At 42.7% G+C, this 22397-nt stretch carries 18 protein-coding genes; 5 read left to right on the top strand and 13 right to left on the bottom strand.

Going from position 1 to position 22397, the window contains the following annotated elements; translation table 11 throughout:
• Window positions 1-16: 16 nt before the first annotated feature.
• From AB9K32_RS12885 to AB9K32_RS12865, 5 genes are all read right to left on the bottom strand, one after another.
• Window positions 17-1348: a TolC family protein gene (locus AB9K32_RS12885; protein WP_224835795.1), complete on the bottom strand. Its 1332-nt coding sequence runs from the start codon at window positions 1346-1348 to the stop codon at window positions 17-19.
• Window positions 1349-1954, bottom strand: coding sequence for a TetR/AcrR family transcriptional regulator (locus AB9K32_RS12880; RefSeq protein WP_224835794.1), 606 nt, complete (start codon window positions 1952-1954; stop codon window positions 1349-1351). It abuts the gene before it with no gap.
• A gap of 81 nt (window positions 1955-2035) precedes the next feature.
• The gene (locus tag AB9K32_RS12875) at window positions 2036-2194 is read right to left on the bottom strand and encodes a hypothetical protein (RefSeq protein ID WP_338197804.1); all 159 of its coding nucleotides are present in this window, start codon (window positions 2192-2194) and stop codon (window positions 2036-2038) included.
• A complete protein-coding gene (locus AB9K32_RS12870; RefSeq protein ID WP_293297563.1) occupies window positions 2172-2606 on the bottom strand; it encodes a hypothetical protein in 435 nt (144 codons plus the stop codon). Before AB9K32_RS12870 ends, AB9K32_RS12875 begins: the two co-directional genes overlap by 23 nt.
• The gene (locus AB9K32_RS12865) at window positions 2596-3144 is read right to left on the bottom strand and encodes an RNA polymerase sigma factor (protein ID WP_224835792.1); all 549 of its coding nucleotides are present in this window, start codon (window positions 3142-3144) and stop codon (window positions 2596-2598) included. The genes AB9K32_RS12870 and AB9K32_RS12865 overlap by 11 nt, the downstream gene beginning before the upstream one ends.
• 167 nt (window positions 3145-3311) lie before the next feature.
• On the opposite strand from AB9K32_RS12865, the gene AB9K32_RS12860 reads away from it, so the two are divergent.
• Window positions 3312-4295 carry a polyprenyl synthetase family protein gene (locus AB9K32_RS12860; protein WP_338198072.1) on the top strand — a complete coding sequence of 328 codons (984 nt, stop codon included), beginning with the start codon at window positions 3312-3314 and terminating at the stop codon, window positions 4293-4295.
• Here the strand turns inward: AB9K32_RS12860 and AB9K32_RS12855 are convergent.
• Window positions 4292-5434 (bottom strand): lycopene cyclase family protein, encoded by a 1143-nt coding sequence (locus tag AB9K32_RS12855; RefSeq protein ID WP_369885421.1) that lies wholly within the window; start codon window positions 5432-5434, stop codon window positions 4292-4294. The genes AB9K32_RS12860 and AB9K32_RS12855 overlap by 4 nt on opposite strands.
• Before the next feature lie 30 nt (window positions 5435-5464).
• Complete coding sequence (locus tag AB9K32_RS12850; protein ID WP_369885420.1) at window positions 5465-7726, bottom strand: TonB-dependent receptor domain-containing protein; 2262 nt, start codon at window positions 7724-7726, stop codon at window positions 5465-5467.
• Window positions 7727-7815: 89 nt separating this feature from the next.
• Between AB9K32_RS12850 and AB9K32_RS12845 the strand changes: the two genes are divergently transcribed.
• Window positions 7816-8472 carry a metal-dependent transcriptional regulator gene (locus tag AB9K32_RS12845; protein ID WP_224835789.1) on the top strand — a complete coding sequence of 219 codons (657 nt, stop codon included), beginning with the start codon at window positions 7816-7818 and terminating at the stop codon, window positions 8470-8472.
• Window positions 8472-9293: a ZIP family metal transporter gene (locus AB9K32_RS12840; protein WP_224835788.1), complete on the top strand. Its 822-nt coding sequence runs from the start codon at window positions 8472-8474 to the stop codon at window positions 9291-9293. The genes AB9K32_RS12845 and AB9K32_RS12840 overlap by 1 nt, the downstream gene beginning before the upstream one ends.
• A 3-nt stretch (window positions 9294-9296) precedes the next feature.
• On the opposite strand, the gene AB9K32_RS12835 is transcribed toward AB9K32_RS12840, so the two are convergent.
• The 6 genes from AB9K32_RS12835 to AB9K32_RS12810 all read right to left on the bottom strand — a co-directional run bounded on the left by AB9K32_RS12835 (window position 9297) and on the right by AB9K32_RS12810 (window position 19824).
• Window positions 9297-10424 carry an efflux RND transporter periplasmic adaptor subunit gene (locus AB9K32_RS12835; RefSeq protein ID WP_369885419.1) on the bottom strand — a complete coding sequence of 376 codons (1128 nt, stop codon included), beginning with the start codon at window positions 10422-10424 and terminating at the stop codon, window positions 9297-9299.
• Between the two features lie 2 nt (window positions 10425-10426).
• Entirely contained in the window at window positions 10427-14764 is a 4338-nt protein-coding gene (locus AB9K32_RS12830) for a CusA/CzcA family heavy metal efflux RND transporter (protein WP_369885418.1), read from the bottom strand.
• A 79-nt stretch (window positions 14765-14843) separates the two neighbouring features.
• Complete coding sequence (locus AB9K32_RS12825) at window positions 14844-15242, bottom strand: hypothetical protein (protein ID WP_369885417.1); 399 nt, start codon at window positions 15240-15242, stop codon at window positions 14844-14846.
• A 92-nt stretch (window positions 15243-15334) separates the two neighbouring features.
• Window positions 15335-18445, bottom strand: a complete 3111-nt coding sequence (locus AB9K32_RS12820) for a WD40/YVTN/BNR-like repeat-containing protein (RefSeq protein WP_369885416.1) — start codon at window positions 18443-18445, stop codon at window positions 15335-15337.
• 140 nt (window positions 18446-18585) lie between these two features.
• Complete coding sequence (locus AB9K32_RS12815) at window positions 18586-19062, bottom strand: hypothetical protein (RefSeq protein ID WP_369885415.1); 477 nt, start codon at window positions 19060-19062, stop codon at window positions 18586-18588.
• 6 nt (window positions 19063-19068) lie between these two features.
• Window positions 19069-19824 carry an SDR family NAD(P)-dependent oxidoreductase gene (locus AB9K32_RS12810; RefSeq protein ID WP_369885414.1) on the bottom strand — a complete coding sequence of 252 codons (756 nt, stop codon included), beginning with the start codon at window positions 19822-19824 and terminating at the stop codon, window positions 19069-19071.
• A gap of 95 nt (window positions 19825-19919) precedes the next feature.
• Here AB9K32_RS12810 and AB9K32_RS12805 point away from each other — a divergent pair, with 95 nt between their 5' ends.
• A complete protein-coding gene (locus AB9K32_RS12805; protein WP_369885413.1) occupies window positions 19920-21959 on the top strand; it encodes a prolyl oligopeptidase family serine peptidase in 2040 nt (679 codons plus the stop codon).
• Window positions 21952-22395 carry a hypothetical protein gene (locus AB9K32_RS12800; protein ID WP_369885412.1) on the top strand — a complete coding sequence of 148 codons (444 nt, stop codon included), beginning with the start codon at window positions 21952-21954 and terminating at the stop codon, window positions 22393-22395. Before AB9K32_RS12805 ends, AB9K32_RS12800 begins: the two co-directional genes overlap by 8 nt.
• The last annotated feature ends 2 nt before the right edge of the window (window positions 22396-22397 follow it).

The raw sequence follows: 22397 nt of genomic DNA, 5'->3' as shown, positions 1-22397 counted from the left end.
GGAATGGTTTTCTTTATTATTTGTTTATGATGTTTTCCAATTCGGTCTTTTTGTTGATTACATCGACCATGGATTGCAAATACTCCTGTTGGCTGGAATATAATTGTGTCTGCGCCTGTCTCAGTTCAAAACTGGTGGCCAATCCTTCGGAATATTTTATTTGATTTTTTTTCTCGATACGCTCGGCCAGTTCCAGGTTGTCCTTGGAGGTGCCGTATTGCTCTATGGCAAGGATATAATCACTTTTGGCACTTTCCAATTGTAGACGTATCTGTGCTTGAGCTTCTGTAAATTGTGTTTTGGCCTTGTCCAAGGCAATTTTGGCGCGCTGAGTGCCCGCACTTCTTTTAAATGAACTAAAAATGGGAATATTGAGGTCTATCCCTAAAATGGATGATCCGAACCATTGCTGCCCGCTATTTAAAAAATTAAAACTATCGCTAAAAGAGTTTCCGCCATAGTTTACAAAGGCGTTCAATGTGGGCAAGGCATAACTTTTGGCCAATTTTAGCTCCAACTCTCTTTGTTCGTTAAGGTTCTGTGCCATTTTGTAATCTACATTGTTTTCTATATCGAATGGGGTATCGATCAGAGCAAGGTCAATTTGTTTTTGGGTAAGGTCGTCCAAATTCTCGCTCAGTATGGTTGGGGTATCTATCGGGAGTCCCAATACAAGGTTGAGCATTTGGAGTGTTATCTTCTCCATTCGACGGGCATTTTTGAGTTGATTGTCCACTGTGGATAGTGTAATCTGCAATTGATCCACACTTTCTTCGTCACCAAGACCATTTTCATAAATACGTTTGGTTTCGTAGAGGTTTTCCTCCAATGTGGCTTTGTTCCTTTCGGAGATCAATACACTTTCTTGTGCCAATAGAACGTTGCCATAGGCCTCTACTACCGACTTCCTTACTTCCAGTTCGGTTTTCTCCTTGTTGTTCTGGCTATACTCCAAAAATGTTTTGGTGGCTTGTACTCCTACGATGTATGATCCGTCAAAAATTTGCTGTGTCAAGGTAGCTGTTGCCGACATGGATTGTGCCTGACCAAACACCACTTCTTGAAATGTGCCGGGTTCTCCACCAAAAAACTCGGCGGGAATCTGCGATACGGGTTGTTTTAACTGGTTCTGATAGCTAACGGCACCATTGATCTGGGGAAGTCCTGTAGCAATGGTTTCCCATTTTTGTTTTTGCGCATCCAGGACATCTCTTTCGGCATTCTGGGCACTGTAGTTATGCTCCAATGCATGTGCAATGGCCTGATCCAGGCTAAAGCTTGGCGGTGCATCTTGAGCAGATGCCAGCCAAGACATTATAAATAACAGGCTGAATAACGTTTTTCGCATTTATTCTTTGTTTGAATTGATGATTGAATTGAGTATTTTTCTTCCCTCGGGGGTTACAATGCCCCTTAAGTGATATTCTAAATAGAGATCTAGTATTTCGGCTTTACTAAATATTTCTGTGGGAAACATGCTGTTGTCCTTGATACTGGTAATGCCCATAAAGTAAATTCTGGAAACAAATTCCACGTTAAGGTTGTCTCTATAAATGCCCAGTTCCATGCCACGTTTTACATTGTCGGCTACACAGCGATGGGTGCTTTCGAATTGGATTTCTTTAAGGGCCGAGTGTATTTTTGGGTAATATTTTTGGAGCTGGTACAAGGGTGATGATTTTTCATCTTTTAAATGGGTCATTACAAACCTCTTGATCTCATACAGTTCCTCAATAGGGTTCTTTTGTAAGCTCACGATATCGTCTATGCCACAGACAATAAAATCGGACATGGCCATTGCGGTTTGTTGTACCAGATCGGTTTTGTTTTTGTAATGGGAATAGATCGTTTTTTTGGAAATGCCCATTTCGTGCGCCAAATCGTCCATGGTAACGCTCTTAAACCCTAGGTTTAAGAACATTTCGGTCGCTTTCTGAATTATTTTTTCCCTCATAATCAGGGGCAAAGTTAAACACGGAAACTTTAAAAACAAAAAAAGTTTCCTTGGTTTTACAATTTTTTAACGAGAGGTTGTCTATTTGTTATAATCGGGGTCCTTGCTGGCAATAACCAATGGGCTCAGTTGCGTATTCTTTTTGGAGCTGTCGCTAGCAATATGTCCCAGTCTCCAAAAAAAAGGGCTAAAACGTAACACGTATTTTTTCTTTTCCTTACTCTTCTTTTGTTGTACCATGATTTTCGTTTTTGATTTTTTCTACATAGGCTTTAAAAGCTTCTTCGCCTTCTTCTCTCCAGTATTGATCGTAATGCTTCCATTCATCAAAATCCCTTCTCCATGTTGCACATTTATGCGAAGACCTTAATTTCTTTTTATGGGAGGATTTGCCTTTGCCTTTGCTGCCTCCACCTCCAAAGCCGAACAAAAGTTTAGCCAACACAAAAATGCCCAACGCTTGCCAGTAGGTTACTGTTCCCGCGCCGAACAGGTCGGGCATAAGCCAGTTCCATAAACGCATTAATACATAATTGGCCAAAAGGAAGAGGATTCCTCCAAGAACGATTATTGCCAAAATCTTCACTCCTTTTTTGACATATTTTTCCACCTTTTTTTCTACTTGTTTTTCAAACACTTGATTAGTTTCCATATTCAGGTTCTTTTATTTTTTCTAATTTTTTTGATAGCTCCGACATGGCCCTGTGCCTTCTGGACATTAAAGTGCCTGCCGGTATTCCGGTTCTTTTTGCAATCTGTTTATAATTGTATCCTTCAAAATCTATGGCGATCACAATGTCGCGGTACACGGGTTTAAGGTCTTCCACGGCCTTTTTTAGGGCCTGCTCCATTTCTGTGGAATAACTATTATCCGCATCTCCGTAGAAAAACTCCGCAAATTCCCTCCATTGCCTGTCGATTTCTTCGCTGGGGAGTTTTTTCTCTTTTTTGCCTCGCATAATATCAATGATCCTGTTCCGTATTGCATTGTAAACAAACCCGCCCACATTGGTTATGGGAATGGCATCCTCGGGCCGGGAAAATATCCGTAGGGCAACATCCTGTACAATATCTTCTGCGTCCTGTTCCGATGTATCCCTGATCCTGGATTTTACATAAGACCGCAACGAACCATACTCCTCGTTAAAAAAGGTGGTCAAATTGTTATGGTTGTCGTTTTTGGCTGTCATTCGGTCAAATCAGGTTGCGCTACATCTATAGAGACGATGAAAAAATTTTCTATTGCAGTATTTCTATATTTTTTTAAATCCTGTTCATGTCAAATGCGTTTACCCTAAACCGGATTTTGGGTTGGGCCTTTGGCCAAAATCAATTTTTTGAGCGTATTTTTGGCCCCATGTCAGATATCGATATCATTAGTAAGTATAGAGAGCAGTTTGTTACGCATCTCCAAGCAAGAACACAAATTACGGACCCACGGAATTTGTACGAACCGGTCCAGTATATTTTGGGATTGGGCGGTAAACGATTACGCCCAATACTTGCCCTGATGACGGCCGAAGCATTTGGGGGCAAGGCCGAAAAAGCCATGGATGCTGCTTTGGCCATTGAGATGTTCCATAACTTCTCCTTGGTTCACGATGATATTATGGATGATGCCCCGTTAAGACGGGGAAAGACCACGGTGCACGAAAAATGGGATATAAATACTGGAATTCTCTCTGGAGATGCTATGTTGATACTGTCTTATCAGTTTTTTGAGGGCTACCCGGTAAAAACCTATTTCGAGCTCACTAAATTATTCAGCAAAACCGCTTTGGAAGTATGCGAAGGCCAACAATACGATGTTGATTTTGAGACACGGGACGATGTGACCATCCCCGAATACTTAAAAATGATCGAGTATAAAACCTCCGTTTTGGTCGCTGCGGCCATGAAGATGGGGGCAATCGTTGCAGATGCGGACCCAAAAGACGCCGATGCCATTTACGAGTTCGGAAGAAACTTGGGGATCGCTTTTCAGTTACAGGACGATTTTTTGGATGCCTTTGGCAACCCGGAGACCTTTGGAAAACAGATAGGCGGGGATATTATAGAAAACAAGAAGACCTATTTATACCTAAAGGCACTCCAAGGCGCCACCAAAGATGATAAAGAAGGCTTGTTGCACCTATATTCCATTAAACCTGAGGATTCCTCGACAAAAGTAGAGGCAGTGAAAACCATATTTGAAGAAAGTGGAGCGGTCGAAGAAACCAGGAAGGCCATAAAAAAGTATACACAAATGGCATTCCGTGCATTGGACGAAACCAAACTGCCAGAACAAAGTAAGGCGCTGCTACAGCAATTTGGGGAAAGTTTAATGGAAAGGACCGTTTAAAACAATCGTTTAAACAAAGCTCTTATAAAAGGTAATGGTCGAGGAGCCGTTACGATCTGCAGTTCTTCCCAAATATTGGTCTCATTTTCCAGAAATTTTAGTATTAAGGATGCCTTTCTTCTTTTGAACATGGATTCAAAAATCTCGTGTCCACAATGGTTGTGTTCAAATAAGATATCTAACAGAAGCATGTCGTAAAACAAAAATCTGTTTTTTTGATAAAAACCGGACAAGGGCTCTCCCGATTTCAAATATTCGACCAACTTGGGCACCTGCTTTGCAGTGTTGTAAAAAGTATAGCCCGTACTGGGTTTTGCCCATCCACCAGTAATGCCGATATTATAAACACGATCGGTGTTGTTTTGATGGAACGGGTAGCAGGTCATGGGAATGCTTCCATATTCCGTTTCTGTTACACGGTAGTCAATATCACCAAAATTATCTTTAATATATGCTTTTATGGCATCCTCATACTCATATTTTTCCAATAGATTGGCGGAGAAAAGTGTGTATTCCAATAAAGCCTCGTTTTTTGAAAAGGGAAGCACGTACATAAATCGGGTATTCCCTTTTTGGGGCACGGAAAAATCCATAAAAGTCGCCTCTTTATCATTAAATACCGACTGTTTGGTTTTAATTTGCCATCCTACAAAATGTTGCTGTAAAACTGGGTATTTCTGTTGTTGTAGTGGAATGGACGGATTATAAAGACTGGAAAATACCGTTTGTCCGCCAAATTTTTGAGAAGAAGTGGTCACTACGACCTCATGCTCTTGATCTTCGATCTGTTGCACTTCTTCCTGAATCCAAGTAATGTTGGGGAAGGCTTTTACCTTTGGTAAAAAGTAATTGTAGAAGTCAATACCGCGGAGCATTTTGTATGTGTACGGGGCAATTGAAGTTGATTTTTGAAGCTGCTGCCCGCCCACATGGATTGAATTCCATGTTTTATGGATGAGATGGTCGAATTCACCTTTGCCACGTTCCCAAAAGCACCAAGTACGATCGTTTGTTGTTTTGTCGTCCTTATCCAGCACCAAAATGGATTTGGAAGCAAAGAACGCATCTTTGCCCAGGGCATTTGCAAGCAAAAGGCCTGAGGCTCCTGCACCTATAATAATGTAGTCGAAGTGGGGCATGGGTTTAAAGATAACCAAACTTTCTTCACCCTAAAAAACAGTATACCTTAAACCAAAGAACCCATGGATGCCCTGGTTGGTACCGTAAACATAACTGGGATCAAAAGTAAGGGCATAAGGGTTGTTGGGAGTGGCCACAGCATTACTATTGCCATCAAAGGTGACTTCTTTATCGAATGGGTCGTTGGCCCGTGCAATAATAAACGGATTACCTCGGTTCGGGGTCCAATCTAAAAGATTTTTTATACCTCCATAAAACTCGAAATTAGAAAGACCCTTGTAGGTAAATTGGATGTTCTGAATGCTCCAAGTCGGGGAATATTCATCCCTGGGATCCAACTCCCCCAGTAACGGTAATCGCATAGGGCCATATAAATTCCCTGTATAGTCTACAGTTAAATTGAGCTGGCGAAAGCTATAGGTAATGCCCCAAGTAGCGGTAATGCTTTCGGTAAGGATCTGTTGTTGGCTAATGCCGTTTTCTGTGCTGCTGACATCTTGCCACGTTGCACCGGCCATAAGTTTAAGACCACTTGGTAAAGCGATGTCCAAATTGGCACTGATTCCCTGCGAAACGGATTTGCCATCAAGGTTATCGTATATAATCTGGTTGGGATTGGTTTCGTAGTCGGGTAGGATTACATTGGAAAACCTGGTGTAGAATGCAGAGGCATCGATTCCCACAAAAGTTCCGTTATTGCTATAAATTTTCTTTAAATAGTTGAGGTTCAGGTTAACGGATCTTTCGGGCTTTAGTTCTTCGGTTATTATAACCTCCCTTGATCCGGTAAGAGCAGCATGATCTTCGGTAAATAGGTTCACAACCCGAAAACCAGTGCCTGCGTTTACACGAAATATATCGTTATCGGAAATCTTCCATTTGTAAGCGGCCCTCGGCGTAAAAATATTTCCATGTCGCCTATCGTAATCATATCGTAATCCAGCCAAAAATGAATGTTTGGGAGCAAACGAGTATTCATCCTGGGCAAAAAGACTGGGAATCCAAATATTGTCCGCTTTTATGGTAGCCGGAGTATTGTCATCGTAATAATTGTATCGAACAGCGGAGCCGAACAATAGATCGTGATTTCCGGCAGTATTGTCCCAAGTCAACTGGGCAAAACCTATGCGTTGATCCGCTAAATATTCAGTGTCGCCATATACCGAGTTCTGGTTGTGGTCGTTGTAGGAAAACGATAAAAGAAACTTTTCCTCAACAGGCAACTGATATTTTCCCAAAACTTCCCACCTACGCGTGTAAATACTTTCCCCATAAATTTCGTCGCCGCCTCGGAACTCTGGTGTCCATTGCATTTCGCCGCCCCAGCGATCCTCATAGAAAAAACGTCCGGCTAAAGAAAACAATCGGTTGTTTGCGCGCTTAAAGTTCCATTTTTGAAAGATTGAAATACGATCTTGAAGGGTAACATCTGTAAAATTATCATTGTTGTTATCCATCGGATTATCATAATTAAAGTAATTAACGCCCAAAAGCAGGTCTGTTTTTTTACCGATACCGATTCTACTTCCAATGTCCAAGTTGTACTCGCCCCAGCCTGTGGCAAAGGCATCGGCAAAAAATTCGGGAGCGCTCAAGGCATTTTTTGTGATGATGTTGATCAATCCACCAACCGCTTCACTACCATAAAGTGAGGAAGCTGGGCCTTTTACGATTTCAATTTGCTCAATAAGGGAGTTGGGAATACCTGTTAAACCGTACACAGTACCCAAGCCGCTCACAATGGGCATGCCATCGATAAGCACAAGGGTGTACGGCCCTTCCAATCCGTTTATGTGGATGTCGCCCGTGTTGCATACGTTACAATTGATCTGTGGGCGAACCCCGTTCACATTTTGAAGCGCATCGAACACACTGGCTGTTGGGTTCTTTTTTAAAAAAGTAGGGGAGTATACCTCTACTGGAACAGGGCTTTCCAATCGGCTAACGGGTTTTAGGGTGCCTGTTACAACAGTTTCTTCAAGATTCTGTGCCGATGCTTCGAGCCGTATGTTGATGGTTTTAGATTCGTTTTGACCCAAACCGATCGTGGTTTCGTAGGGCAAATACCCTAAAGAAGTAACCAGCAATATATAGTCTCCTGGCGGAATAGCTGTAATCTCATATAGGCCGTCAATATCGGTGGCCGTGCCCATTTTGGTCCCCTTGAGTATAATATTCGCCAAAGGCAAAGGTTCGCCGCTATCCGAAACAGTGCCACTTATGGATGCTGTTTGAGAGAATCCTAGCATTCCAAGTAATCCAATTATAAATAAAGTAACGTGTTTGCGCATGATTTTATAGCTGTATAAATATAAATTTAGACAAAACTAAAAATAGATTTTGTCAAATAAAAATGTATTTTTGAAAAAATATTTTTTTGATGACCCGATCGGAAGAGAATTATATAAAGACTATTTACCATTTGGGAGGGGGAGGATCAAAATCCATCAGCACCAATGCCATTGCCGAACAGATGGATACAAAACCCTCTTCGGTTACCGATATGGCAAAGAAATTGGCGGAAAAAGGTTTGGTGGATTATGTAAAATATCAAGGAGTGTCCCTCTCCGATTTTGGCGTAAAAACGGCCTTGTCCATTATTAGAAAACATCGGTTATGGGAGGTTTTTTTAGTGGAGAAATTGGATTTTACATGGGACGAGGTACACGAAGTGGCCGAACAATTGGAGCATATTAAAAGCGAAAAGCTCATCGATAAAATAGATGAGCTCTTGGATTTTCCAAAGTATGACCCGCACGGAGACCCAATACCTACCAAAAATGGCGAATTTCAGGAAAGAGACAAGCAATTGTTGAGTGAGTTGCCTGTAGGGGGCCAAGGAGTTTGTGTAGGGGTAAAGGATTCATCCGTACCGTTTCTCAAGTTTTTGGACAAGAACAAAATAGCTTTGGGAAATACAATTCAAGTAGTGGACAAAGAAGATTTTGATAATTCCCTACGTATTCTAATGGATGGGAACGAAATGCGTATATCACACCAAATAGCATCAAATTTATTTGTAAAAAAGAATAGTTAATGGAAGTTGTAATCGAATACTTTAAAAGCATTGACCCAATTTTGGCGGCCCTTTACGCCACATTGTTCACTTGGGGACTGACAGCTGCCGGAGCGGGTCTTGTTTTTTTGTTCAAAAGCCCAAACAGGGCTTTGATGGATGGAATGTTGGGTTTTACCGGTGGTGTAATGGTCGCAGCCAGTTTTTGGAGCCTTTTGGCACCGGGAATCGAAATGAGCCCTGGCGATGGTTTTATTAAGGTGATTCCCGCAGCTGTGGGCTTTTTAATGGGTGCACTCTTTATTTTTGGATTGGACAAGGTATTGCCGCATATCCATATTAATTTTAAAATGGATGAAGCCGAAGGTGTGAAGACTCCTTGGCACCGCACCACGCTGTTGGTTTTGGCCATTACATTGCACAATATTCCCGAAGGATTGGCGGTCGGGGTTTTGTTTGGTGGTGTAGCTTCTGGTTTTGAGGGTGCTACCATTGGCGGGGCCGTCGCATTGGCACTGGGTATTGGATTGCAAAATTTCCCGGAAGGATTCGCCGTAGCCGTACCTATGCGCAGGCACGGACTTAGCCGAAGAAAAAGTTGGATGTACGGTCAGGCTTCTGCCATAGTGGAACCCATTGCTGGTGTATTGGGGGCTTGGGCGGTATTGACCTTTGAGCCTATTTTGCCATATGCCCTTGCTTTTGCGGCTGGAGCAATGATCTTTGTGGTCGTGGAAGAGGTTATTCCCGAAACACAACAGGACAAATACACCGATATTGCCACCATGGGCTTTATCGGTGGATTTATAATTATGATGACCTTGGATGTCGGGCTGAGCTGATCGTTACCCACCGATCAAATCAAAAACACCTTTGGTCAAAAACCGATCGGTTTCCGTTAGTCCGGAAGAGTTCAGTTCGGTGTAGCCATCGAATGTGTTGCCTTTTTCTATCGGGATACGTTCAAAAACATAGTTTCCATCTTTTTGTTCGATTAAACGGAGTACATAAAAGGTGCCTTCCGACTCGATTACGGCTTCTTCGGGAAGCGATGTATTTTGTGCGGTATCTGTCAAAATCATGGCCTCTACGAACATCCCAGGCAGAAAGTTGGCATCTTCCTCGTGTTCTAAATGACCGTGCACTTGGATGGTTCGTGTATCATCATCTATGGATTTCCCGACCAGATATACCTTGGCATCGAATACATTTTCCGAAGCTTCTGGAATTCGGAAACGTATTTTTTGGTCCTTTTTTACTCTTAAAATGTCCTTTTCAAAAACGGTAAGTTCCAAGTGGATATGATCATTGTCCATAATCTCCAAGATTTCCGTAGCAGGGGAGACATAGCTTCCTTTGGCCACGTTCATTTGGGTAACACTGCCCGAAATTGGGGCGTAAATAGGAGTTACGGAGGTGATGTTGCCCTGTTCCACCTTGCTGGGCGAAATGTTCAGCATTTGTAATTGCTCTTTTAGCCCTTGGTAACGGGCCTTCGCCGTTTCGTAATTGCTCTTGGCCAGAAGATAATTTTTTTGTGAAGCGATTTTCTCTTCAAAAAGGGTCTGGTTCCTTTCAAATTCTGATCTTAAAAAATCCAATTGATTAAAAACCTCCAGATACTCCTGTTGCATCTTCACAAATTCCTGATTTTCCAAGGTGACCACCAATTGCCCTTTTTTTACTTGGTCTCCGATCAGTAAGGAGGTGGTTTTTACAAAACCGCCCATAAATGCAGTGATACTGGCACGATTCTCCGGGGGAACATCTATTGTTCCCGAAGTCTCCACAATTTTTGGGAACGCTCTTTTTTCCAGTTTTCCCAATGTAAAACCATTGGATTGGAACTGCGCCTGTGTTACCACAATTCCGGATTTCTCCTCTTGTGTTTCGGATTCTGTTTCAGGTTTGTTATTTTTACCGCATCCCATCAAAAGGAGGAAAAGTACGGCGAGTGAAAATATATGTTTCATGGTTATAGTGTTATGGTCAAATAATTAATGGCTATTACAGTTTTATTGTACTCGTTGAGGACATCCAGATAGTTGAGTTGGATGTCGTATGCGTTTTCCAAGCTTTGGATGTATTGGAAAAAATCGATTTCCCCATTCTGAAAATTTCCAATGGCCGCTTTCAGAATTTGGTCGGAGAGCAGCCTGCCCTCTTCTTCGTAGTAGGAGAGTTCCTTGGTCTGCTGTTCCAATTGGGTCAATAAGGTTTTGTAACGTTGGTTCACGACAACGGTAATTTCCGTATTTTCCATCTCCGTTATTTTGGTGCGAATTTTAGAAGACTTTACCCTGCTGCTGTGTCCAAAAAAGAAAATAGGAATACGAACCCCAAATTGGATACCGTAGAGCGATGTTCCCAGATTGTTGTTTGTGCCCTGAAAATATTCAAGGCTTAGATCAGGAAGCAACCTATTTTCCTCCAAGCTTTTTTCTGCATGGCTCATGGCCTGGCGGTTGTCCAAAAATGAAGCCTCGGTGGGCATCATTCCTTGTTGGTTGAGCACTTTGAGCTTTTCCGGTTTTTCGGTTAAGATCGATAGCGTATCCCCGGACTGCACCAAGCTCATAATTTTGACATGAGTGGTTAAAATTTCCTGTTTTAACTTGGCGTATGCATTGGCAATCTGTCGTTGTTTTGCTGTGGCAGTGACCTTTTCGAGATAATTGGTCTCGCCTAGTTCAAATCGTCGGTTGGCCGCATGGGCAAATTTTTTGTAGATACTGTCCAAAGTACCATACATTTTAGCTTTTTGCTGCAAGGTTTGATATTCGTAATACGCAGTGCTCAGCGACTGGAAGAGCTGTTTTTTCTTAATTTCGAAAGAAGACTTTTGAAACTCATGGTTGGTTCTCTGCAATCTATTTTTTGCACCGTACACCGTGGGGAACTCGAACTGTTGCTGTGCCCCAAAAACCCGTAAAGGATTCCCGTTTATGGCAAGGTTGTTTTCGTCGTATTGATAATAAATATCCATTTTGTCGAATTCAAATGCAGTGCCCTTGAGTGCCTCCGCCTGCTCAACCATTAAAGCGCCCGCTTGGATTCCTTTGTTGTTTTCTAAGGAGAGAACCATTAAGTCTTCCAGATTTAACTTGGTTTGCGAAAAACCACTAAAGGAAGAAACAAGTAGGAGAATTGTTAATGCCTTTTTATTAATGCTAAGGTTGTTTTTCATCACACCTAGTTTAGCGTTGTTCACGTAGGCATATAAAACGGGCAGCACTACCAAGGTAAGCAGTGTGGCCGATACCAATCCACCGATAACAACAGTGGCCAGCGGTCTTTGTACCTCCGCACCTGCATTGGTGGAAACTGCCATGGGCAAAAAGCCCAACGCTGCGGCAGATGCCGTAAGTAGAACGGCGCGGAGCCTATCCCTGGTGCCCTGTTTGATCAGCTCTTCCATGGTGTTGAATTTTTTGGATTTCAATTCTTTAAAATGTTCGATCAGTACAATTCCGTTGAGGACGGCAATCCCAAAAAGAGCAATAAACCCAACACCGGCAGAAATACTAAAGGGCATGTCCCTAAGCCACAACAATAGTACGCCTCCAACGGCAGCAAGTGGAATGGCCGAGAAAATAAGCAAAGCCTCCTTTACCGATCCAAAGGCAAAATAGAGCATTATAAAAATGAGCAACAATGCAATGGGGACCGCAACCGTTAAACGGTCTTTGGCATTTTGCAGGTTTTCGAACTGACCACCATAGGTGATGGTGTACCCAGGAGGTAGGGTGATATATTCATCCACCAACAATTGTATATCGTCCACAACGGATTGTAGGTCACGGTTCCGAACATTTATTCCTACAACGATCCTACGTTTGGTATCGTCCCTTGATATTTTGGCCGCTCCTTTTTGATAAGTGATCTCTGCCAGTTCGTTCAATGGAATTTTTCCGCCCTTGGGAATATCCACATATAGATTTTTTAAGTTGGAAATATCTTGTCGGTCAGCGGCATCCAAACGAACCGCTAGGTCGAATTGTCGTTCCCCTTCGAAAACACTGCCCACAATTTTACCTGCAAAGCCCATGGAAATCATTTCGTTGAGATCGGCAATGTTGAGCCCGTGCCTTGCAATTTTGGCGCGATCAAAGGCAACGTTCATCTGTGGCAAGCCTTCTACTTTTTCCACTACAATATCCGATGCGCCTTCTACCTCTTTGATGAGGTCCTTTATCTCATTGGCCTTTCGGTTCAAGGTTTCAAGATTTTGCCCGAAAATTTTAATTGCAATGTCGGCACGTACCCCTGTGATCAGTTCATTGAAACGCATTTCAATAGGTTGGGTAAATTCAACCTCCATGCCGGGAACCACGGACAATGCCTCCTTGAATTTATCTGCCAGTTCGTCTTTAGATGTAGCCGACACCCACTCTTTTTTAGGCTTTAATGTGATAATTACATCACTTTCTTCCATGGACATGGGGTCCGTTGGCACTTCTGCGGCACCAATGCGGCTTACCACCTGCTTTACTTCTGGAAACCGATCTAATAATATTTGTTCAATTTTGGTGGTGGTTTCCACGGTTTTGGCCAAGGAGGTACCTGTTTTTAAAACAGGCTGAATTACAAAATCCCCCTCATCCAAGGTCGGTACAAATTCGCCGCCCATTGAGGAGAACAGTAAAATGGCCCCTATCAATAATGCGGCAGCAACGCCCAATACCAATTTTTTGCTTTTCATGGCCCAATCGATCAAAGGATCGTATATTTTATTAATGAACCGCATAAGTCGCTCGGAAATATTCTTGGGGCTTGCTTTAGTAGGTTTTAAAAACAAGGCCGATGCTACGGGGACATAGGTGAAACAGAGCAAAATGGCTCCCAAAAGGGCAAAGCTAAAAGTCATAGCCATGGGTTTGAACATTTTGCCTTCCACACCACTTAACGAAAGTATGGGGATAAAAACCAAAAGAATGATAAGTTGGCCAAATACAGCTGAGTTCATCATTTTAGAAGCCCCTTCCACTGTAATTTTATCTTTCATGGTCTGACTTTGATCTTTGTCCAACGAGGAAATTTCAGTTTGCTTTTGGGTAATCTGGAATGCAATAAACTCTACGATGATCACTGCGCCGTCTATTATGATTCCAAAATCGATGGCTCCCAGGCTCAATAAGTTGGCATCAACGCCAAAAAGGTTCATTAAGGTAAGAGCGAACAGTAAACAGAGTGGGATTACAGAGGCTACTACCAGACCGGAACGCCAATTGCCCAACAATAAAACCACGACGAAAATCACGATCAAACAGCCTAAAACTAAATTTTCGGTAACGGTGAAGGTTGTTCTTCCAATTAGTTCGCTGCGATCTACTACTGGATTAATGTAAACCCCTTCTGGCAAAGATTTGGATATGGCCGCTACTCTTTCTTTTACGGCCTCGATAACGCGTTTCGAGTCAGCATCCTTGAGCATCATAATTTGACCAAGCACTTTTTCCCCCTCCCCATTTCCGGTAATCGCGCCAAATCGGGGTGCACTCCCAAATCCTACTTTGGCAATATCCTTAATGTAAATTGGGATACTGTTTCGAGTGGTTACCACTATATTTTCAATATCCGAAAGCGTATTTACCAGTCCTTCTCCGCGAACAAAATAGGCTTGGTTCACTTTTTCGATATAGCCACCGCCAGTAACGCTATTGTTCCTCTCCAAAGCGGCGAACACTTCTTTGGCACCAATATTATAAGCGTTGAGTTTTTGTGTTTGTATGGCCACTTCGTATTGTTTAAGGTGGCCTCCCCAAGTATTTACTTCCACTACCCCCGGAATACCGGACAGTTGCCTTTTAACGATCCAATCCTGTATGGTTCTTAATTCGGTGGATGAGTATATGTCCTTGAACTCGGGCTCCACATCCAAAATGTACTGGTAGATTTCTCCTAATCCCGTAGTGATCGGCCCCATTTCCGGGCTTCCAAAGCCTTCGGGAATTCGATTTGATGCCGATTTTATTTTTTCAGCAATAAGCTGTCTGGGCAAAAAGGTTCCCATGTCGTCATCAAAAACGATGGTCACTACGGATAATCCGAATTTGGATACTGATCGGATTTCTTTTACACCAGGTAAATTGGCCATTTCCAGTTCCACCGGATAGGTTACAAACTGTTCCATATCCTGGGTGGACAAACTTCTGGAAGTTGTAATTACCTGAACTTGGTTATTGGTTACATCGGGAACCGCTCCAATAGGAATTTGTGATAGCGAATATAGACCTACTAGGGCCATGGTCGCCGTAAATAGAAGAACAATAAACTTGTTCCGAATACTAAAATAAATGATTTTTGAAAACATGATTCATAGAAAAAAATAGCATTATTAAAATGGAATAAGGCTGGATAAAAAGTGTTCAGCTATGCTGAAATACTATGAACTATGTGTGCCTTGGTGGCTGGAACGGTCCATCTTCCCAAACTAGGAAGTAGGATATTTGATAATGGAAATTGCCTTTTGCAACCAAAGGAATTTCCGAATCGGATGTTATGTAATTATCGGAGTCAACAACAAAAACGTGTTGGATCGAGCAATGGGACTGATGTTGAAAAGGCAGTTTTTCATGATCCTTTTGTTCTTCTTTGTGCTTTTCGCTGTGAGATGCCTTAAGTTCTCCGTAGTGTTTGGAAACAAAGACCATAAAACTGTCACCATATTCCTTGTTGTGGAATTGGTAATGCTCTACCAAATCTCCAAGTTCAACCAAATCCTTTAGATGAATATTGGCTCCTTGGAGCAAGATAAGCAGGGAAACCCCTATGGAAATTAGTTTGTTCATCCGTACTACGTAAAATTACAAAGAATACGTAGTAGGATGAACATAACTTCTTAATTTAGAATAAGTCTCATTTTTAAAAACCATAAAGGACCCTACTTGTTCTCAATGGTTGATAGTTGGTTGTCTTTTAAAAATTGATTGATCTTGGGAAGCTCTTTTTGTAATAGACTGTTCAGCTTGGCCATATGTCCGTCCAATTCTTCAGAAAGTTCATTATACACCACGTAAGCGGCATCGGTAGGTTTGGCATCCCCATTTTCGATACTTCTTTGCAAGGCGTTGAACCGGTTGTTCAGTTTAATCGGGAAATTCAGAGGGTCTTGCCCCGATTGGTTTTTGGTTTGGTACAGGTCTTCTTCGATTTTGGTCAAGGAAGCCATAAAATCTTCAGAAAGTTTTTTAAATTTTTTACTGGACACTCCTTTGCCCAAACTGTCCATTTGTTTGCGAATGCTTCTTATTTTGATAACTGCTTCGTTGGCAATGGTGGCTTTTGCAGTGATTTTGGATGCCAATTCAAATTGCTTTTCAAGGTCATCAGCTGTAACACCTTTTAAATTTGGATCTATTTCAATTTTAAACGGATAGCTTTTGATAACTTCCTCACCTACTTTCATTTGCACGGTATAGTTGCCGAGAGGTGCCTTGGGGCCCACTTCTGCCGAAGCTCCCCAGATAATTATTCCATCAAAAGTGGTTGGTCCGGGATATCGCAAGTTCCAAGTAAAAGTATTAATACCTTTGGCCGTAGTAGGTTTGGTACTGCTAAAACGGCTCCACCAGGATGATCTCCCACTCTTTTCGTATTTAGGTTGGTTTCCGCCAAAGGTGTCGATTAGTTTGTTATCGGCATCAAAAATGGAGAAAGTCACCGTATCCACTTGTTCTTCCAAGAAATATTGAAAGTTGGCATTATAGATACCGCGTATGGCATTGGTGGGTTTGAACAATACATTTTTTTGATTCTTTAGATCTTCGGAATACTCTCGCAGGGGTTGAATGTCGTCCAAAATCCAGAAACCTCTTCCATGGGAGCCTAAAACAACATCGTTGTCCTTGATTACCAGATCGCGGATGGGGGTGTCCGGCAAGTTTAACTGGAGCGATTGCCATTCTGAACCATCGTTTATGGAAAAATAAACGCCGTGTTCGGTAGCCAAGAACAAAAGTCCTTCTTTTTGATGGTCTTCTCGAATGGCCCTGGCAAAATGTCCGTCTTTAATGCCTGAAATTATTTTGGTCCAAGTTTTTCCATAATCATGTGTTTTAAAAACGTAAGGGGCACGGTCATCCACTTGGTAACGGTTGGCTGCTACATATAAAGTGCCCGGATTATGGATGGATTCCTCGATAATGCTCACTCTTGAGAATTTGGGCAATTCGGTAGGGGTTATATCTTCCCAGTTTTTGCCGCCGTCTCTCGTAATATGTATTTTACCATCATCGGAACCCGCCCAAATGGTATTTATGTCGTGATTGGATGGGGCCAACGCAAAAACTGTGGCATAAATCTCAGGGCCGTTCATGTCCATAGTGATCACACCGCCGGTTTTGCCCAAAGTTTCAGGGTCCGCATAAGTAAGATCTGGACTTATTTTTTCCCAGGTCTGTCCATCGTTGGTGGTTTTCCAAACGTGTTGGGAGCAGGTGTACATTACATTGGGGTCTTTGGGAGCGAACATAATAGGGAAGGTCCATTGCCAACGTTCGGGAAGTGCACTGGCAGGTTCTCCGGAGAAAAATCTTGGATAGACCTGAATATCTCTTATTTGTCCATTGCTTCGATCATAGCGGGTTAAAAGAGCGCCTTGGCTACCTGCATAAAAAACATCGGGATTTGTTGGGCTTTGTGTAATCCAACCACTTTCTCCGCCACCTACGGCATAATACCAATCTGGACTTGGGCCTCTGGCCTGCATAAAATCCCAACCATCGCTGGGTATGGCCAAGGTAGAGTTGTCCTGTTGTGCACCAACAACATGGTAGGGAACATCGCTAGTTGCCATAACGTGATAAAACTGCGAGGTAGGATAATCTTGGGCCGTCCATGTTTTTCCGCCGTTTATGCTCACAACACCACCGCCATCGTTTGCATTGATCATTCGGTCGGGATTATTGGGGTCTATCCATAGATCGTGATTGTCTCCATGGGGAGTGGTTATACGCTCGTCAAAGGTTACTCCTCCGTCGGTGGATTTAAAGAATCCAACATTCAATCCATATACAATATCCTTGTCCTTTGGATCGGCGACCAATCTGGAATAGTAAAAGGCGCGTTGCCTAAGTTTACGTTCGTTATTGGTCAATTTCCATGTTTTTCCTGCATCATCGGAACGGAAAACACCACCTTCATTGGCTTCTACAATGGCCCAAACCCTGTTGGAATCCACAGGAGAAACCGTAACGCCAATTTTGCCTATAGGCCCGGTCGGCATACCCGGATTTTTGGTAAGGTCCGTCCAAGTTTCGCCACCATCAATGGATTTCCATAATTTACAATCGGGACCACCGCCCCACATTTTCCATGCTTTTCGGTATACTTGCCATGTGCTTGCATATAATACATTGGGGGTGTTGGGGTCAATAATTAAATCGGCGGCACCTGCCTTATCGCTTACATAAAGAACTTTTTTCCATGTTTTTCCGCCGTTAACAGATTTAAAAACACCACGTTCCTCATTATTTCCATAGGGGTGTCCAAGTGCTGCCACATAAACAATGTCCTCGTTGGTCGGGTCAACTCGTACCCTGGCAATGGCTTGGGTTTCTTCCAGTCCTAAATGTGTCCATGTTTCACCGCCGTCGGTAGTTTTGTAAACGCCATCCCCTTGAGTAATGCTTCCTCTTAGTTGGGTTTCGCCCATTCCTATATATACCACGTCCGGATTGGTTTCGGCCACGGCCACGGCTCCTACCGATGAACTGGTGACATAACCATCGGTAACACATTTCCACGTGTTTCCGCCATCGATGGTTTTCCAAAGTCCGCCTCCAGTGGCTCCAAAATAATATTCGTTGGGCCTGGCCGAGCTTCCAGAGGCGCCCAAGGAGCGTCCTCCTCGGTCGGGACCTATATTTCTCCATTTAAAACCGCTATAAAAGCTAGTGTCAACGGTAGTGGGAGCTGGATTTTGCGAATAGGTGAAAATTGTTGAAAGAAAAAGACAGAGTAGCACCCAACTCTGTAGTGGATTTTTTGGCATTCTCATGTTGTTGAGGTTGGTTTTGATTAGTTAGAATTAGGAACAATTTAATCAATAACAATGAGAAAATAAATCCAAAACAAGCGAATTTTCGAAATAAACAACTCTGGTGCAGCGCGTTATGATGCTTTTCGCCTTATTTAGACTTGCAACTCTTCTAGAATTGTCCCGAAATCGTATTGTAGGTCTTCATGGAGCCCAGGGATTTTTTTGCTTATGTATTCCAGTTGACGGTTATATAAATTTTTTAAAGTAGTGTTTCGTTGGATGGAGGGGCGAAAAGTCTTCAGTTTTTCACAGAAGTATAGCAAAAGTTCAACCTCGGTAGCTTTGTCTCCCGAATACCGAATGTACTTTTTGATGGTCCGTAGGATCTTGCGAACACTTTTCTTAATGTAGAAATAACTATTGGTGTTGATTTCGGTAAACATTTGGTCCACCTCTTCTTTTACCGTTTCAATGTACCCTTCTTCACTATCCGATTCAAATAGTAGGTACGTCAGTAATTCCTTGTTCTCTTTTTTGAACCTGGCCAGACGCAAGCAAAGCTGTGTTATGTCCTCTTGTGATTTAAATTGGAGTTCTTTTTTTAGTTGGGCAATGGTAGCAGCTTTCATAATAAACTATCTTAGATATGAGGCTCCGTTTACATCGATTATGGTTCCAGAGGAATAAGCCGCCTCGGCCGATGCCAAGAACAAGATCGCATGGGCTACTTCTTCCGGTTGCGCCATTCGTTTAAAGGGTGATTCTCGGAGCAAGTTTTCGCGTTCGGCAGCCGTTAAGGTTTCTTTGGCCATTTCGGTTTCGGTAAATCCTGGAGCTACAACCCCAACATAAATGTTGTGCGGCGCCAATTTTTTGGCCAAGGATTGGCTCATGGAATTCAATGCAGCTTTGCTGGCACCATAAGCCGGTTTTGTAGGCTCGCCACGAAAAGCACCTCTAGAGGATACGCTAACAATATGTCCGCCGCCTGACTTTATCATGGACTTGGCTCCCCAGTAGCACAAGTTGGCCACGGCAAAAAGATTGGTCTCGAAGGTTTTTTCCCAGGCATGCGACCAGTGTTCAAAATCTACTTGGTCAATCTCGTGGAAGATGGAAATTCCGGCATTGTTGACCAATATGTCAAGTTGACCGTATTCATCTACAAAATCTTGTATCAGATTTTCGGTTTCGGATTTTCGTGAAATATCCCTCTTAAAAAGTGAATGGCCGTCTCCTGCCAATTCTTGAAGTGTTTGTTGGGCGACAGCATCATTATTCCTATAATTGATGCCTACTTTGGCTCCTTTTTTGGCAAATGCCATAGCTGTGGCTTTTCCGATGCCTCGGGAGGACCCTGTGATCAATACGTGCTTACCTTTAAAATCCATATCGCTAAATTGCTTTTCCAAAGATAATAGGAAAGTACGGTCTTGAATGCTAAACGGAATTACATTACTTTTAGAAAATCACAAAAATCAGTACCATGCATAAATCACTTTTTTTGCTTTTTTTAGCGCTGTCATTTCAATTTTCATCCGCACAAAAAAAAGAATTTTCCTATCTCGATATTTTTGATCTTCAATATGCGAGCGACCCTCAAATATCTCCGAATGGTGAATGGGTGGTGTACCGAAGAATGGGTTTTGATATTATGAAAGATGGCTCTCGCGGCAATCTTTGGTTGATCCGTTCGGATGGGAGTCAGAACCAAAAACTTACGGCATCGGAAAGTAATGAGAGCAGTCCTAGATGGTCGCCCAGTGGAGATCGGATCGCATTTACCAGCAGTACTGGAGAAGGTTCTGAAATATATATGTACTGGGTAGGTACGGGCAAAGTAGCCAAGTTGACCCAATTGCCTTTTGGCCCAAGTTCGTTGACCTGGTCCCCGGATGGAAACCAATTGGCTTTTTCCATGAACGTTCCGCAAGCACCCCCGGTAATTGCTAAAATACCATCCAAGCCAAAAGGCGCAAAATGGCAAAAAGCTCCGAGAATTACCGATCGCTTGTACCACGAAGCGGATGGGCGAGGATATATCGCCCCTGGGTTCAACCATATTTTTACAATTCCTGCCAATGGCGGGGCGGCACGCCAAATAACTTCTGGTGATTGGCACCATAGAGGTACTTTGTCCTGGGCCAAAGATGGTTCCAAAATCTACTTTTCCGCCAATAGGGTAGAGGATTGGGAGTATCGATTCCGTAACAGCGAGATATATTCTGTTGATGTGGAAACAGGCAATATTGTTGCCCTTACCGATCGTAACGGACCGGATTCCTACCCGCAGGTTTCTCCCGATGGAAAACTTATCGCTTATGCGGGTTATGAGGATAAGGTGCAGGCCCATCAAACATACAAATTACATGTAATGAATATTGATGGGAGTGCACAACGTGTTATTTCGGAGGACTTGGACCGATCCGTGTCGAACATCCAATGGAACGAAAAAGGAGATGGAATATATGTATCCTATGATGACAAAGGAAATGGTAAAGTGGGATTGATATCCCTCAAAGGAAAAATTACAAAATTAGCCGACAATCTGGGCGGCACAAGTTTGGGAAGGCCATATTCCGGTGGTTCGTACAGTGTTTCCAACAAGGGCACCATAGTTTTTACACAGACCAGACCAAATTACCCGGCAGATTTGGCCATTCTGGGACCAAAAGCAAAAAACGCTGAAAGAATAACCAACCTGAACAAAGCACTGCTCAACTATAGAAATTTGGGCAAGGTGGAGGAGGTTTGGTACAAATCGTCCGTGGATGGGCGGGATATTCAAGGGTGGATTGTTTACCCACCCAATTACGACGCCAATAAAAAGTATCCTTTTATGGTGGAAAACCATGGAGGTCCCATTGCCAATTATGGTGATAGATTTTCCATTGAAATGCAATTGTATGCCGCTGCCGGATATGTGGTTTTCTATCCAAACCCGAGAGGTAGCACAAGTTATGGAGAGGAGTTTGCCAATTTGCTCTACAACAATTACCCCGGCGAGGATTATAATGATGTAATGGACGGAGTGGACCATTGCATTGAAAAAGGTGTGGCCCACGAAGATCAGTTGTTTGTGACCGGAGGTAGTGCGGGAGGAATAATGTCAGCTTGGATGATCGGCAAAAACAATCGTTTTGAGGCAGCCGTGGTGGCCAAACCGGTTATGAACTGGATCAGTAAAACTTTGACGGCCGACAATTATTTTTATTATGCCGAAAATAGATATCCAGGGCAACCTTGGGAAAATTTTGAAGGGTATTGGAAATTTTCACCTATTTCGCTCGTTGGTAATGTACAGACACCCACTATGGTGATGGTCGGGATGAACGATTTGCGAACACCTCCGAGCGAGGCCAAGCAGTTGTACCATGCCCTTAAACTAAGAAAAATAGAGACTGTTTTGGTGGAGATTCCCGGAGCCAGCCATGGCATAGCCAACAAACCGAGCAATTTAATGACCAAAGTGGCCCATACTATTGCATGGTTTGATAAGTACAGAACAGATATTAAAAATGAATAAGAAAAGAAGACATTGGCTTTGGAACCTGCTTATTGTTTTTACAGTGATCATCTGTTCGATCGCTTTTGTGGCCCATTACAAGAACTGGCACAAGATCGAAGATGGAAACCTAAAGGTATTGTCTGGAATTTACTATCAAAAAATTGCCCTGTCCGAAATGGATAGTGTATTGTTGGTAGATAAACTGCCCGAAATGGAACGTTCCAGCGGATTTTCTTGGAAAGAAAAGGAAAAAGGGGTTTTTATGGATACCTTAACCAGTTCCAAAGCCTATGTTTTTGTGGATGACCTCTATCAACAAAAAATAAAAGTGGTACATCACGATACTTTGAAATTATACATGAACTTGAGGGATAGCCTAAAAACCCAAGAATTATTTGCACTTTTGCGCACTGAACTAATCAATCAAAAGGAAACTGCGAAAGGACTTCAATGAGT

This window comes from Allomuricauda sp. XS_ASV26 (assembly GCF_041224615.1).
Lineage (GTDB): Bacteria > Bacteroidota > Bacteroidia > Flavobacteriales > Flavobacteriaceae > Flagellimonas > Flagellimonas alginolytica.
The sequence above is the reverse complement of the archived record's forward strand: the minus strand, read 5'-3'. Positions and strand labels throughout refer to the sequence as shown.